Here is a 15,416-nt window from a genome sequence, read left to right as displayed (position 1 = left end):
AGAGTGCACTATAAACCGCGGTTTCTTTGTTTTAAAAGGCTACAGATGAGGTTGAAACTATTCATGAACCATATTAAAAATGTTGATTACAGGAGGAGAAGGAAATGAAGAAAAAGACACTGGCACTCGTAATGACAGCAGCAATGGCATTTTCTGCCCTGACCGGATGCGGATCGACCGGATCAGCGCCTGCCACGAAGGAAGAGACGACTACGGCTGCGGAGAAAAAGGAGACAGAGGCTGTGACGGAGGCGGCTTCAGAGCGTGAGAAGCCGGCGGAAAGGCCGGAGGTAAGAGTCCTCATTAAATGGTCGGAGAGCCAGATTTCCAACTGGCCCGTTCTTGTGGACGAGTACAACGCAGATGACGGTAATCCGGTAAAGATTAATCTGGAGTTTTACGGCTCAGAGGGCTATGACGACAAGGTGAAGGCGGAGCTGATGGGGGATAATCCGCCGGAGATTGTACAGCTGATGAAGACGACCTTCAACGAATATTCCGCCAATGGACAGCTCATGGAACTGACCGGTTTCCTTGGAAAAGAGGGCTGGAATTACAACAAAGGCGCGCTTGCATGGGCAGGCCCGCTCAATAATCCGGAAAATGGCGTGTACGGAATCCCGGATTTTGCAAATACAAGCTGTATCTTCTATAACACGAAGCTGTTTGCGGAGCTGGGAATTGAAGAACCTGCAAATCTTGAGGAACTTACAAATGCCGCGAAGACTTTAAATGACAATGGGTACAAAGCGATTGTGACCGGCGGCGGGAACTGGTGTGCACCAGATCTTCTGGCTAAGGTACAGGCTCAGCTTGTGGGTACGGACCTGCTGATCAAAGCCTATAATAACGAGGCGAAATACAACGATCCTTCCATGGTGGAAGCAATGACGATTGTCGATGAGATGGTTAAGAGCGGCGTAATTGATAAGTCCAGCGCCGACTATATTTCCGACGATGACGCGATTGCCGAGTTCGTTATGGGGAAGGCCGGCATGTACACGGCTCACACGGGCATGGCATCGGCTATCGATTCTTCGAAGGAAGACGATTTCGAGTACAATATCATTGAAAAGATGGATTTTGTTGAGAATCCAAAGACGAGTGTGTCGGTTACCTGGGGCAGCATGTGGTGTATTCCGGCAAACGTGAAGAATCAGGAGGCAGCCGAGGACGCACTGGCATTTTTATTTGGTGAAAAGGTTCAGAAGAGTGATGTAACAGAATTAGGAAAGATAGTCAATGTGGATGAATGGAACGCAGGTCTTACCCATCCGGCTCTCCTTACAGCGGCAGAGCAGTTAAAGGGCGCGGGAACCGCAGATTCCTTCTACCTTCTGGACATGGTGTCCTCCAAGGTACTGGATAATATGATCAAGGGCATCCAGGAGATGATTCAGGGAAATCAGACTCCGGCCGGTGTGCTGGATCATGTCCAGAAGATCTGGGAAGAGGAGCAGGCTCAGAAATAGCGTTTGTTTCAATCCACGTTCGGTAATTTCACAGAGTGCGGCCACATCTTATAGAGATGTGTAGTTTGACTTCATGTCAGTGGGGGGATACCGATTTCTCTCCGCCCGCCACTACCGTTAAACTTGTTTTGGCGATTTACCCTTCCGCCTATAGATGTGGGGGAATCTTCACTTTCCTAGTTAAATTGAGGGGCCGGATTAATACATCCGGCTCCTCTCTTAAAACCAGTACAACATATATAGCAATTGAAAATTATTAAAAAGGAGAAGGAGCTCACCAAGGAGTCAAGAGAGGCATAATTCCTCTCATGTCTAAAGCTGAGTCTTCAAGTACACTTTATGAAAGAGAGAAGGAACCGAAAATATTTTCTGATGTTTTCCCTTCCTGCGCTGGCCGTGTACACTGTGTTCTGGATATTTCCCGTATTTTTGGGATTCTATATCAGCTTTACCAACTGGAACGGCATTGTGAATCTGGCGGACGCGCAGTTTACGGGATTTAAGAATTATGTGAATCTGTTGTATGACAGCATCTTAAGAGTATCGGTTCTCAACAACATTAAATATGGAATCATCACCCTGATCGTCGTTCCGGTGGCCGCATTTGCCGTCGCCTATCTGGTTGAGAATTTCACGAGGAAAAAGTCCTTCTGGAGGACTGTAACATACCTGCCGGCTATGATACCGACGATTGTAACCGTGTTTCTCTGGAAGTGGATCTATAATCCGCAGTACGGTATTTTAAACGAGATATTAAAGGCGGTGGGACTGGGAGGGCTGGCCACAGGCTGGATTACCAATACGAAGACGGCCCTGTATGCGGTGACCTTTACCTCTCTCTGGAAGATGGTTCCGGTCTATTTCGTTCTGTTTCTTGCGGGTCTCCAGTCCGTGTCCATCGATCTGATCGAAGCCGCGGTGCTGGACGGAGCAGGCAGGTGGCAGGTGATCAGAAATGTCACCATCCCGTGTATGAAACGAATTATCACAATTGTCTATGTTTTAGTATTTATAGATATATTCAGAGTTTTTGACCTGATATACACAATGACAAAAGGAGGACCGGGGTATTATACCACGGAGATGATTCTTACGTATTCGTATAAAACTGTATTTACGAATTCCAACGCCGGATACGGGATGGCAATCATCTCAGCACTGACCCTGTTTGTGATCATCTGTTCCTTTATCCAGATGAAAATACAGAACAGGACTGCGGATTGAGAAGGGAGACGGACAGCATGAAGACAGTAAAAAAGTTATTTTTAGGTTTCGTACTTGCGATGGTATTCAGCGTCACGATGATCCCGATTATCTGGGTTTTCTTTTCTTCCTTTAAATCTAAAAAGGAATTGATGACTAAGCCCTGGAGCCTTCCGGAAAAGTTCCTGTTTTCCAATTACAGTGATGCGTGGCAGAAAGCGGATTTTGCCGCTCTCACGAAAAACAGCGTGACGATTACCGCTTTCTCTCTGTTATTGATGCTGGTTTTTGCGACGATGCTGGCTTTTGCCATTTCCCGGTATAAGGGAAATTTAAGTCAGGTGACCTTGATTTATCTTCTGGCAGGACAAACGATTTCGGCTGGAATGATCATATTTCCCATCGTTATTGTCTTAAGAAAGCTGGGATTCGGCAGCTCCCACGCGGGACTGATTTTGACCTATGCGGCGGGCGGCCTGCCCTTCGCAGTCTTTGTCCTTCAGGGATTTTTTGCGGGAATCCCGTATGAACTTTACGAGGCGGGAGAGATAGACGGAGCAGGGGAATTTAAAATTTTCGCCAACATTGCCATTCCTCTGGCGAAACCGGCTCTGGCCACCGTGCTTCTCTATCAGTTTATGTGGGTGTGGAACGAGTTTGTGCTGGCATTTACCATTGTGAGCAGGCCGGAAAAGAGGACAATTATCGCAGGGCTCTACTCGGTGGTAAACGGATATTTAAATACGGATTATGTGACGGCGTTTGCCGGAGCCATGATCGTGTGTATTCCAATCATTATTATTTATCTGATTTTCCAGAAATATTTGATTCAGGGACTGATCGCGGGAGCGGTGAAAGGATGAGTGAGGCATGAAGGAGATTAGAATCGGAGCAGCTGCGTGGGGCTTTCGGGAGCTTACACTGCAGCAGCAGCTTGACTTGGTAAGGCGCCTGGGGCTCGTTTCCCTGGAACTGGGAATCGCCAATACGCCTGCGGATGTGCAGACAGACGCAGATGTACGTCTTCTTGAGCAGGTAAAGAAGGAGTATGAAGCATTTGGGATTTCTCTGGATACCGCGGCGACGGGCAATGACTTTACGCTTGAAGACAGGAACGCAGCAGCGGAGGATATCGGGAAGATTAAGAGGGTAATCGATATCTGCTCCTTTTTAGGAGTGGAAACGCTGCGGATATTTGCTGGTTTTACGCCTTACAGGGAAGTGGATGAGACGCGTTTTTCACGTATGATAGATGCGCTGAACACGGTAGCCCGGTATGGAAAGGAGCATGGAGTGGTGACAGCCATGGAGACCCATGGGGGAGTGACGGCGTATCCGGACGGAGTGGTTCATTTCCAATCGGCAGCCACGGAGACCGGGTGTCTAAAGAGAATTCTACGGCAAACGGATGACAGCTTGAAATTCGTCTTCGATCCGGCCAATCTCTATGCCATTGCGGGATGCGACGTGGAAGAGACGGCGGAGCTTGTCGGCAGCCGCATCGCCTATGCCCATATCAAGGATTTTGTGAAGCTGCCGGGCGGTCACTTAAAACCTGGAGCCATCGGAGATGAGAAGAGAGACTGGAAGCGCACCATAGAAACGATCTTGAGATGGACGGATACCCTGATGATCGAATATGAGGAACCACAGGACATAGAAGAAGGGACCAGGCGCAGCAAACAGTACCTGGAGACTATTTTGAAGGAGGTCTGGCTATGAGTACTATTTACGATTATAAAAAGACAAAGGCCGTCGTGATCGAGAGACCATATGAAGTCCGCTTAAGGGAGATCACTCTGACGGAGCCAAAAAAGGATGCCTATATCGCGCGGACGTATTACAGCAGTATTTCCAGCGGAACGGATATGAAGACCTATAAGGGACTTCAGCATCCGGAACAGTGCTACTATCCGCTGGTGCCTGGTTATGAAACCGCCGGTGAGGTAGTCGCGGCAGGGGAGGAGAGCGATGGAAGCCTGAAACCAGGAGACCGGGTTATGATTAACGAATGCCGGAAATACGGTGATGTCTGTGCCGCATGGGGCGGCGGCTCCGAATATACGGTAAAGGATTCCGATACCACGAATGACACGTTTGACTATATGGTCAAGATTCCAGAAAACCTCTCCTATATTGACGGTGTGCTGGCTTATCTTCCATGTGTGGCCCTAAAGGGAATCCGGATGCTGAATCTGGAGGGCAGACAGACAATCGTGGTGAGCGGCGCAGGCATGGTGGGAATCAGCGCCATGCAGATTTTAAAGATCGTAAATCCGAATTTGAGAGTCATTGCCATTGAGCCGAATAAATTCAGGCGTGACATTGCGAAGAAGTATGCGGACCTTGTGGCCGATCCGTTTGAAGCGGAACTGGTGATCAGGAAGGCCACCGGAGGCGCCATGGCGGATCAGATCATCGAGTGCTCCGGCAATGCGGAGGTGCCAGGTATTCTCCATAAATATTTGAAAGACGGCGGCTGGGGAACCGACGATGCGCCGGGCCATATTCACTGGCAGGGGGATTATCCGGAGAAAATCATCATGGACAGCTATCACCGCTGGTTTACAAAGAACTGCACAATTTCCATGTCCTGTGCACTGGCGCCCGGCTGTAAGGAGCAGATTCTTACCTGGATCAGCGAGGGGAAATTCGATACGAACGGCCTTCCGGTGGAGATCTGGCCGGTGTCGAAGTGTGCGGAGGCATTTGAATACAAGATGGCAAAGGGCGAGGATGTATTTAAAATAATCTTTGATTGGAGCAAATAATATGAGGCCTAAAGTTATTTTTCTTCCACATGCGAACATCCAGTATTCCCAGCTGAAAATGGAACGGCGGGAATGGGTCGTGAAAAACTGCTATGAAAAGCTGTTTGATCTGGTTCGAGACAATCAGTATAAAATAGGATTTGAGGCCAGCGGCAAGACGCTGGATGAAATAGAGAGGCTGGCTCCCGAGGTCATGGAAAAGCTGAAGGCGCTGATTCTGGACGGTCAGGTGGAGCCGGTGGCATCCCCGTATACACATCTGATGATGGGAAATGTACCGCGTGAGGTGGCGGTACATACCTTGCTAAGGAGCCTGGATACATGGGAGCGTTATACGGGAATCCGCCCGAAGGTTGGATGGAATCCGGAATGCAGCTGGAACGCACAGATTCCGGGCATCTATAAGGAGGTGGGAATCGAGACACTCATTATGGACGCCGATTCCTTCTTCCTCTCATTTCCCGAGATAAGAAAGGCCACCGGACTGTGCTATGACGTGCAGGGGCACAGCAATAAAAACCAGCTGTTTCTTATCGAGGAATATATAAAGGATAAGCCGGAGTATTTAAAGTATCTGACGAATCCCTCTATCTGTGATAACGGGCTGAAGCTGATCTTCCGTTCCGATTGTATGGCAAATCTGCTGCTCTGGTATCTGATGGGGGCGACGGAGGGCGTGAGAAACGAGGCGGTCCGCTATGAGGAGATTCAGTCCATGTTCTGCCGCTGGAACGCGCGTGCACAGGAGACAGGCTCCTTTATCATGCCGTATGCCGAGGATGCGGAATACATAGGAAGTTCGGCATACTTCTATGTTAAACAGTTTAATCAGGCCAGGTTCTTTGAGGAAGAAGGCGACAGCTTGAAACGGTTTAAGGAAATCATGGACCTATCCATAGAAAGCGGATTTGTTCCGGCGACACCTTCGGAGGTGGTGGAATCCGCAGAGCTTCTGGAGAACCTGTCCATTTTGAAAATTGAAAATGGGGCTGCGTGGCACGGGGGAACCGCAAAGGCATGGCTGAATACGGATCAGGCGCTGCAGCTGGATCCGGTCTGCCGCATGATTCTGGAGGGGATCGAGGGGATCGCCGCCTATAAGCAGATCGACTGGCATGAGAATGAAGCGCTGGCTGCGGCCTTTCGGGCGGTTACCGAAGGGTGGGTGTCGGATGCGAGATGGCCGCCTGCTCCGACTTCTCCCGGCAGATTTAATGTGAGAGAGGCGCTGGAGGCATTGTACCGGGCAAATGACCGGGTGGCGGGGGCGATGGAGGAACTGGGAATCGCCGGGCTCCGTTCCCTGTATTCACCCGATATTATGAGCTCCCAGCTTGGTTTGATCGAGGAGAGGCTGATGGAGATGCGATATTTTGAGGAAGAGTGAGATGGAACGACGACTGGAGATGATTCATTTACAGCTGACCAGGCAGTGTAATTTAAACTGCTGGTTTTGCGGACAGAGGAAAAACAGCGCGCTGCGTGACGGCAAGGAGAGCATGGCCCTGAAAACGGAAGAGTGGCTTGGGATCGTAAATGAGCTGGACGCGGCCGCCGGAAAGAAGCCATCGGTCATGCTCTGGGGCGGGGAACCGCTCATGAGCCCGTGCTTTGATGAGATCGCCTCCACACTTCATGAACGGGGGTACCGGGTCGGAATCGTTACAAACGGGACTCTGCTGGACCGGCATGCGGAGACTGTCCCGTACTGTCTGGACAAGATTTACGTGTCTGTTGACGGACCGGAGCAGCTCCATGACAGCATCCGCGGCGCGGGAACATTCCGGAAGATCCGGGAGAATCTGCTTGCAGTAAAGAGGGCGGCGCCTTTACTGCCGGTGGTCTGTATGGCCGTTATGACGGAGGAGCTGAAAGGGCAGCTGAAGGAGTTTTTTGCTGAATTGTCGGATTTTCCCGTGGATGAGGTGCTGCTTCAGGATATGATCGTTTTAAACGGCCGGGAGATTGGAGAATATAAAGCCGTGATGGAACGGGAATTTTCCATCGAAGCGGAGGCGGTTGAATCGTGGAGGCAGAGTGGCGAGGGGGATTCGGAGATGGAGAAGGCCGGATTACGCCTGGAGGAGCCTGGGACGCATGCTTTTAAGGAGCCTGGGACGCATGCTTTTAAAGTCCGGTATCTGCCGCATGTTCGTTCCGGAGAAATCGTGAGGCCCTGTCTTTCCCCATGGCGTCATCTCCATATTATGTGGAACGGGGAGACATCGTTTTGTACTGATTTTACCGACTTTTCCGTGGGGAATGTGCGGGAACAGCCGCTTGAGGCACTGTTTCGGGGAGAACAAGCCGAAAAGTTCCGGAAGCTGGTGGAAAATGGGAGAAATCCGGCGTGCAGACACTGCTCCTGGGGGGACAAGGAGTGTTTTTATGAGCTGTAAAAGAGAAAAACCGCTTTCAACGGTTTGATTTACCGGAAGTGGATTGGAAAAACATCTTTCGCTTTTTCACTGTGAATGTTATAATACTCATAAACAGCAGGCTGTCTGTGTTTTTTGCAGGCAGCTTGCTTTCGGTATTGAGGCGGAAAACGACAAAACCATGAGAGTTTCTGCTGCACATAGAAGGAGAACGATACAAAGATGAAGAAGCTGGCAGTCGGTATTTTGGCCCACGTAGACGCGGGAAAAACGACATTGTCGGAGGCGATGCTCTATATGGGCGGAAGCATCCGGAAAATGGGACGGGTGGACCGGGGGGACGCGTTTCTCGATACGTATGAACTGGAGAAGAAGCGGGGGATTACGATCTTCTCGAAACAGGCCATTTTGAAGTGGAAGGATATGGAGATGACCCTTCTCGACACTCCGGGGCACGTGGATTTCTCGGCGGAGATGGAACGGACCCTGCAGGTGCTGGATTACGCCATTCTGGTGATCAGCGGAACGGACGGAGTACAGGAGCATACGAGGACGCTGTGGCGTCTTCTTGCCAGATACCGGGTTCCCACATTTCTCTTTATCAATAAGATGGACCTGGCGGGGCTGGGGAAAGGGGCTATCCTGGATGACCTAAGAAAAGTCTTAAAGGAAAACTTTGTGGATTTCGGAGAGGCCGGAACGGATCATTTTTATGAGCAGATCGCCATGACCAGTGAGGAGATGCTGGATGAATATCTGGAGACCGGCCGTGTGGAGATGGCCGGGATACGGGAGCAGATTATAAACAGACGCCTTTTTCCATGCTTTTTCGGTTCTGCGCTTAAGTTTACGGGCGTGGAGGAATTCATGAAGGGACTTGAGGAGTATACGGAGGCGCCTGAATATCCGCAGGAATTCGGAGCGAAGATTTTCAAGATATCGAGAGATGCCCAGGGAAACCGTATGAGCCATATGAAGATTACGGGCGGCAGATTATCGACGAGGGAGCTTATCGACGAGGAGAAGGTAAACCAGATACGCCTCTATTCCGGGGAGAAATTCGAGACGGTGCGGGAGGCGTCGGCCGGCACCGTCTGCGCCGTGCTGGGGCTTGCCAAAACGGTTCCGGGACAGGGGCTGGGGATCGAAGCGGCCTCGGCCATGCCGCTCTTAGAGCCGGTGATGACATACCGGATTGGTCTGCCGGAGGGCGTCGATGCGGCGGCTGTACTTCCGAAGTTCCGGGAGCTGGAGGAGGAAGATCCGGAGCTGCATCTGACATGGGAGGAGAGCAAGAAGGAGATCCATGTCCAGATTATGGGCGAGATTCAGATGGAGATTTTAAAAAGTGTAATTGAGGAACGTTTCGGTCTCTGTGTGGAATTTGGAGACCGGAGCATCGTCTACCGGGAGACGATCGCGAACACGGTGGAAGGCGTGGGGCATTTCGAACCGCTCCGTCATTACGCGGAGGTCCATCTTCTTTTGGAACCCGGGGAGCCGGGGAGCGGTATGCAGTTTGCTTCCGCCTGCAGCGAGGATATTCTGGGAAGAAACTGGCAGCGGCTGGTTCTGACCCATCTGGCGGAGAAGGAGCACAAGGGAGTGCTGACGGGTTCTTCGGTCACGGATATGAAGATCACGCTGATGTCGGGGCGGGCCCATTTAAAGCATACGGAGGGCGGCGATTTCCGCCAGGCTGTCTACCGGGCAGTCCGCCAGGGACTGATGCAGGCGGAATCCATGCTGCTGGAGCCATTTTACGATTTTCGCCTTGAACTTCCGGACCGTTACGTGGGACGGGCGATGAGCGATGTGGAACGTATGGCAGGGAAAGTGATGCCTCCTGTCATGGAGGGAGACCGGGCGGTTCTCACCGGAAGCGCCCCGGCGGCCTGTATGGGGGGATATCAGAAAGAGGTAACCGCCTATACGGGCGGCGCGGGACGGCTGTCATTTACATTTTCCGGCTACGGGCCGTGCCACAATACGGAGGAAGTGGTGGCCGCAATCGGCTATGATGCGGACGGAGACACGGCGAACCCGGCTGGGTCCGTATTCTGTGCCCACGGGGCGGGATTCTTAGTGGAATGGGACCAGGTCCCGGAGTATATGCATCTGGAAAGCTGTCTGGAACCACAGAAAGACATGGGGCCGGATGGAATAGCCGGGCTTGCCGGTGCTGCCGCCAGAAAAGGTCAGGCGCCGAACGGCAGGAACGATGAGCCGGAGAGTGACAGGGAATGGATCGGCACGGAGGAAGTGGATGCCATTCTGGAACGCACCTTTTACTCCAACCGGCGGGGGAATTCAGCCGGGGTTAAATCCGGGTGGAAGAACAGGGAGAAATACAGGGAGAACTCTCACAGTGTTCCTGCGGTGAGGAACTATAAGAAGGAGGCCCCCAGGGAAGAGTATCTTTTGGTTGACGGGTATAACATCATTTTTGCATGGGATGAACTGAAGGAGCTGGCGGAGCAAACCATCGACGGCGCCCGAGGAAAACTCCTCGATATTCTCTGCAATTACCAGGGCATGAAGAAATGCCGGCTGATTGCCGTGTTCGACGCCTACCGGGTCCAGGGCCATGTGACCGAGTGCCTGGACTACCACAACATCCAGGTGGTCTTTACAAAGGAGGCGGAGACGGCAGACCAGTATATTGAGAAGTTCGCCCACGAAAATGGCAGAAAATACGATGTGACAGTGGCCACTTCGGACCATTTGGAACAGATTATCATACACGGCCAGGGCTGCCGGCTGATATCGGCCAGGGAGCTGAAGGAAGAGATCCGCCGTTTGAGCGAGACGGTTCATCAGGAGTATCAGGAGAGAAAGACAGGGGAAAAGCATAAAAATTATCTGCTGGATTCGGTGTCTGAGGAGATGATGAAACAGATAAAGGAACTTCCGGAAGAATGACGGAAGTTCCTTTATCTGTGAACGGTGTCCTGTTCTTTATGGTTCGGCTATATACATGTCCTTATATTTCTTCGGATCGAAGCTGTGGTTGTAAACGAGATACTCGTAATCCCTTATGGTATCCCGGTATGGAAAACTGTCAAGACCAGTCTCCTCCCAGGAGTAGTAGGTTCCCGAGGCATCATAGCAGCCAAGCGGATGTATGACGGGCAGTGTTTCCTCCATGGAAAGCAGAAAACGCTGGTACGGCGTCATATCCAGGCCGGCCTGATCCAGCAGCTCGGAAGCGAGATAGATGGCGCTCATCTTCCCTTTCTGCTCCGATCCGGATTCATAGTTTGTCCAGATAAGAAACGGTGTCTCATACCACATTAAGTGGTCTCCGGCGGGAACGTCGGCGCTGGGCATGCCTGCAATCTCATCGAAAAATTCATCCTCCACGCTGGGCTGATGGTCTCCGAACATCACGATCATGGTGGGCTCGTCGCTGGCCTCAAAGTATCGGATCAGGTATTCCAGGGCCTCATCGGAACGCTTCATCAGTGATAAATACTGATCGGTCTTCGGATACTTGTCCTTTAGGGAGCCGGTCAGCCACACCTCCTGCGGAAAGTTGTCGTAGATTCCCTCATAGCCGCCGTGGTTCTGCATGGTCACATTGAACAGAAAAAGGCGGTCGGCAGGATTCTCCTTATTCTCCACCTGTTTGATCAGGTTCTCGTAATTGGACTGGTCGCTCACGTAATTTCTAAGAAAATCCCGTTCTTCATAGCGGTTTTCATCAATGAAATCGTCGAATCCCATATTCTTGTAACACGTATCGCGGTTCCAGTTTTCACCTGGATAAGGATGCATGGCGACGGTCCGGTAGCCCTGGTCCTTTAAGGTGCTGACAAGGCTGTACGTTCCGGGCTTTATGTAGAACTGGTAGGCGCTGCAGTTGGAAGGCAGGAAGGCGATGGAATCGCCCGTCAGAAATTCGAATTCCGAATTGCACGTCATGGAGCCGAAGACGGGAACACACAGGCTTCCGCTTATCGTGTTCTCTTTCAGGCTGTACAGGAATGGGAAATACGCCTGATTCGTCTGAAAGAAACCTCCTGTGCGTAAGTCGGACAAGCTCTCATTCATGATGCAGATAATATTGACCGGGGTGATGATATCTTCACCCAGGGCCACCTCCTCGGCAGAGGCCAGAAGGACATCTTCCGCCTTGTAATCGTTATAGATCCGTTTTATCTGTGATGTGCCGTACCCCGCAGGCTTCTGCTTCACCGCATAGCGGAAGGACACCGCCGTGGAGAGGACGTAACCGTATTCCTTATAGGTCTCGTTGACCTCCCACATGTTGATTCCCAGGCCCCAGGAGGGCATGAGAAATGTAAAAAACCATACGCCGTAGGCGGCGGTGACACCGGCCGCCGTGCCTGCGAAAGCGAGCCTGTATTTGCGGCCGGAGATCCGTCTTGGAAATGCGGCTGCGGCTATATTGATGACGAGAAGAATCACTCCGGCTTCTTTCATGGCCTTCGTTATGGTAAATACGTAGTTCTGGGAAACCGTCATGGCTGTTCCAAAGGCCAGGATGTCCCAGAACATGATGGGACGGCTCCGGAAAGACACCACGAAGGCCTCGGCCAGGGAGAGGATGAACAGGAGAATGGACACGACGGGTATGGCGATTCTGGTCCGCCCGCTCGCCGCAAACACCAGGAGATAGAGGACATAAATCCAGCCGATGTTCAGGGCGGCCATATAGGAAGGGATCGTCGCCAGATTGCCGGTTACATACTCAAATAAAAAATAGGAAATACATGGAACCGTCATAAGAAATACGGTAAAAAGTATGTGGGCCGCTTTGCGGGCCAGTGGAAGTATATTTTCTTTTGTCATTGGTAAGCCTCACTGTTCATGGGAATGAGGTTATCGTACCACAAAGATTTTTTGGGTTCAAGAGAGAAAATAAAAAATATAAAATGCAGCAGAAACTGAGCTGATCAGGAGATTTTCAGCCTTCCGTTACCGCTTGCATTTCCATGCATGATGGATTAAAATGGTGTTTAAATGATCCGGATCAGGAGGTAATGATACAGTATGCCGGCAAATACAGGATTGTCAGAAAAAACAGAAATCAGGCTGAAACAGCCAAAACAGTATAAAGTGGTCATGTACAACGATGATTTTACGCCCATGGATGTGGTGGTGGAGATTCTCATTGACGTGTTCCGCAAAAATTATGAGGAAGCGGTAGCCATCATGATGACGGTCCATAAGGGACAGAAAGCCGTGGTGGGCGTTTATTCCTACGATATTGCAAAGACGAAGGCGGCCAGGGCGGTAAAAATTGCCCGAGAGCAGGGATATCCGTTCCGGGTGGAAGTGGAGTCTTAGGACGACGCTGTGCAGATTACGGTGAAGACAGGACGCGGATAAAGGCTGCCGATTATGACTGGAGGAAGAAGAAATTTGAAGATAGCAAAAGAAGTGGAAGAGCTGCTGAACGACGCAGTTTTAAATGCAGGGAGGCGGGGAAATGAGTATGTGACCCCGGAGCACGTGTGGTTTGTGCTTGCAGACCGGCCAGCCTTCCAGGCTGCATTTAAAAGCTGTGGAGGCGACGTGAAAAAGTTAAAGTCACGGCTGGAGGACTACCTGGGGCAGATGGACACTGTGGAGAAGGATGAAGGCGGTATCGAGGTCAGCTACGGCTTGAACCAGACCATAGAGGAGGCGGCAAGGAAGGCGATTTCCTCGGACCGCGATACGATTGAACTGCCGCATCTGCTGTACAGCATGATGGAACTGGAGGAGAGCTACGGCGCGTATTTTGTTCAGATGCAGGGCGTGGAATGCGTGGACCTCCTGGTGGAACTGGGCTCCTCTAATATGGATAATGAGGAAGATGCAAAAGAGGAGCGGGAGAGCGTTCTGCTTCAATACGCGGTCTGTATCAATGATGAGGTGAAAAACAGCTGCCCTTTAATAGGAAGGGAGGCGGAGCTGGAACGCACCATGCAGGTATTGTGCCGGCGTCAGAAGAATAATCCGCTCCATGTGGGGGAACCCGGTGTGGGAAAGACGGCCATCACGTATGGGCTGGCAGCCAGAATCAACGAGGGCCGCGTACCGGAGAAGCTGAAAAATGCCAGAATCTACGGGATTGATTTGGGATCCATGTTGGCGGGCACCCAGTTTCGGGGCGATTTCGAGAAGCGGCTCAAGGCGGTGATGGAAGAGCTGAAGGAGGAAGAAAATCCCATTCTCTATATCGACGAGATTCATAATCTGGTAGGGGCCGGCGCGGTAAACGGCGGATCCATGGATGCCTCCAATCTGCTGAAGCCGTATTTAACCGACGGAAAGCTTAAATTTATCGGGGCTACCACTTATGAGGAATATAAGAAGTATTTTTCAAAGGATAAGAGCCTGGTAAGGCGTTTTCAGAATATCGATATCAAGGAACCGACGGTGGAAGAGACGGTGGAGATATTAAATGGCCTAAAGCCGTACTATGAAAAATTCCACCATGTCCGCTATCAGAAGGGGACCATGGAGCACGCGGCCAGTCTCTCGGAACAGTATATCAATGAGCGGTATCTGCCTGACAAGGCCATTGACTTAATTGACGAGGCGGGGGCCTATCTGGAGCTGCATCCGAAAAATAAGAAGATCCAGGTGGTGGATAAGAAACTGGTGGAAGAGGTGCTGGCGAAGATCTGCAGGATTCCGAAGCAGACGGTGGAGATGGAGGAACGGCAGAAGCTGGCACGCCTGGAGCGGGAGCTGAAGGGAAGAGTCTTCGGTCAGGAGGCGGCGGTGGATCAGCTGACCAATGCCATCAAGCTGTCGAAGGCGGGCCTGAGCGAGGAGAATAAACCGGTGGGGAGTCTCTTGTTCGTCGGACCGACCGGAGTGGGAAAGACAGAGCTTGCAAAGTCGGTGGCTGAGGTGCTTGGAATCCGCCTTGTGCGGTTTGATATGAGCGAGTACGCGGAAAAACATACGGTGGCGAAGCTGATCGGATCGCCGGCCGGCTACGTGGGATATGAGGAAGGCGGCCTTCTGACGGAAGCGATCAGGAAGAACCCGCACTGTGTCCTCCTGCTCGATGAGATCGAGAAAGCGCATTCGGACATCTATAACATTCTGCTTCAGATTATGGATTATGCGACGCTGACCGACAACCAGGGCAGGAAGGCGGATTTTCGCAGCGTTATTTTAATCATGACCTCCAACGCGGGGGCGGAAAAGGCCGACCGCGCCTCCATCGGATTCGGGGGACGGCAGTTGAATGAGGAAGGAATCACCGATGAGGTGAAGCGCGTGTTCCGGCCGGAGTTCAGAAACCGCCTCGACCGGATCATTATATTCCGTCCGCTGGATGCGGCCATGGCGGACCGGATTGTGGGAAAAGAATTCGGTAATCTGGCCCGGAAGGCGGCGGAGAAAAACGTGGAGCTGACCCTGTCAAGAGCGTGCAGGAAATACCTGGCGGCGAAAGGCGTGAGCCGCGAATACGGAGCCAGGGAGATTAAGCGGATCATCGGTCAGGAGATTAAGCCGCTCCTGGTGGATGAGATGCTGTTCGGGCGGCTGAAGAAGGGCGGAAGCTGTGAGATTGATTATGATGGAGTTAAAATCAGAATCCTGCCGTAACAGGATTCTGATTT

11 protein-coding genes are annotated in these 15,416 nt (G+C 51.5%); 10 read left to right on the top strand and 1 reads right to left on the bottom strand.

Annotated features, from left to right (window positions below; genetic code table 11):
* Window positions 1–104: 104 nt before the first annotated feature.
* The 8 genes from H8S75_RS12410 to H8S75_RS12375 all read left to right on the top strand — a co-directional run bounded on the left by H8S75_RS12410 (window position 105) and on the right by H8S75_RS12375 (window position 10,746).
* On the top strand, window positions 105–1,472 hold the full coding sequence (locus H8S75_RS12410) for an ABC transporter substrate-binding protein (RefSeq protein ID WP_187021900.1): 1,368 nt from the start codon (window positions 105–107) through the stop codon (window positions 1,470–1,472).
* 339 nt (window positions 1,473–1,811) lie between these two features.
* Window positions 1,812–2,696, top strand: a complete 885-nt coding sequence (locus H8S75_RS12405) for a carbohydrate ABC transporter permease (protein WP_055657284.1) — start codon at window positions 1,812–1,814, stop codon at window positions 2,694–2,696.
* Window positions 2,697–2,713: 17 nt separating this feature from the next.
* Window positions 2,714–3,538, top strand: a complete 825-nt coding sequence (locus H8S75_RS12400; protein ID WP_187021899.1) for a carbohydrate ABC transporter permease — start codon at window positions 2,714–2,716, stop codon at window positions 3,536–3,538.
* Between the two features lie 7 nt (window positions 3,539–3,545).
* Complete coding sequence (locus H8S75_RS12395; RefSeq protein WP_187021898.1) at window positions 3,546–4,397, top strand: sugar phosphate isomerase/epimerase family protein; 852 nt, start codon at window positions 3,546–3,548, stop codon at window positions 4,395–4,397.
* A complete protein-coding gene (locus H8S75_RS12390; RefSeq protein WP_187021897.1) occupies window positions 4,394–5,446 on the top strand; it encodes a zinc-dependent alcohol dehydrogenase in 1,053 nt (350 codons plus the stop codon). Before H8S75_RS12395 ends, H8S75_RS12390 begins: the two co-directional genes overlap by 4 nt.
* 1 nt (window position 5,447) lies before the next feature.
* Window positions 5,448–6,833 carry a glycoside hydrolase family 57 gene (locus H8S75_RS12385; RefSeq protein WP_187021896.1) on the top strand — a complete coding sequence of 462 codons (1,386 nt, stop codon included), beginning with the start codon at window positions 5,448–5,450 and terminating at the stop codon, window positions 6,831–6,833.
* 1 nt (window position 6,834) lies between these two features.
* Window positions 6,835–7,845, top strand: coding sequence for a radical SAM protein (locus tag H8S75_RS12380; RefSeq protein WP_187021895.1), 1,011 nt, complete (start codon window positions 6,835–6,837; stop codon window positions 7,843–7,845).
* A gap of 201 nt (window positions 7,846–8,046) precedes the next feature.
* A complete protein-coding gene (locus H8S75_RS12375; protein WP_187021894.1) occupies window positions 8,047–10,746 on the top strand; it encodes a translation factor GTPase family protein in 2,700 nt (899 codons plus the stop codon).
* A gap of 36 nt (window positions 10,747–10,782) precedes the next feature.
* Here H8S75_RS12375 and H8S75_RS12370 read toward each other — a convergent pair whose 3' ends face one another.
* Complete coding sequence (locus tag H8S75_RS12370; protein ID WP_187021893.1) at window positions 10,783–12,639, bottom strand: LTA synthase family protein; 1,857 nt, start codon at window positions 12,637–12,639, stop codon at window positions 10,783–10,785.
* Window positions 12,640–12,840: 201 nt separating this feature from the next.
* On the opposite strand from H8S75_RS12370, the gene H8S75_RS12365 reads away from it, so the two are divergent.
* Together H8S75_RS12365 and clpA are read left to right on the top strand one after the other, a co-directional pair.
* Entirely contained in the window at window positions 12,841–13,137 is a 297-nt protein-coding gene (locus tag H8S75_RS12365) for an ATP-dependent Clp protease adaptor ClpS (protein WP_002600764.1), read from the top strand.
* 75 nt (window positions 13,138–13,212) lie between these two features.
* Window positions 13,213–15,402 (top strand): ATP-dependent Clp protease ATP-binding subunit ClpA, encoded by a 2,190-nt coding sequence (gene clpA / locus H8S75_RS12360; RefSeq protein WP_187021892.1) that lies wholly within the window; start codon window positions 13,213–13,215, stop codon window positions 15,400–15,402.
* Window positions 15,403–15,416: the final 14 nt, after the last annotated feature.

The sequence above is a fragment of the Hungatella hominis genome, from assembly GCF_014288005.1.
GTDB classification, from domain to species: Bacteria; Bacillota; Clostridia; order Lachnospirales; family Lachnospiraceae; genus Hungatella; species Hungatella effluvii.
This window is presented reverse-complemented; position numbering and strand designations above follow the sequence as displayed.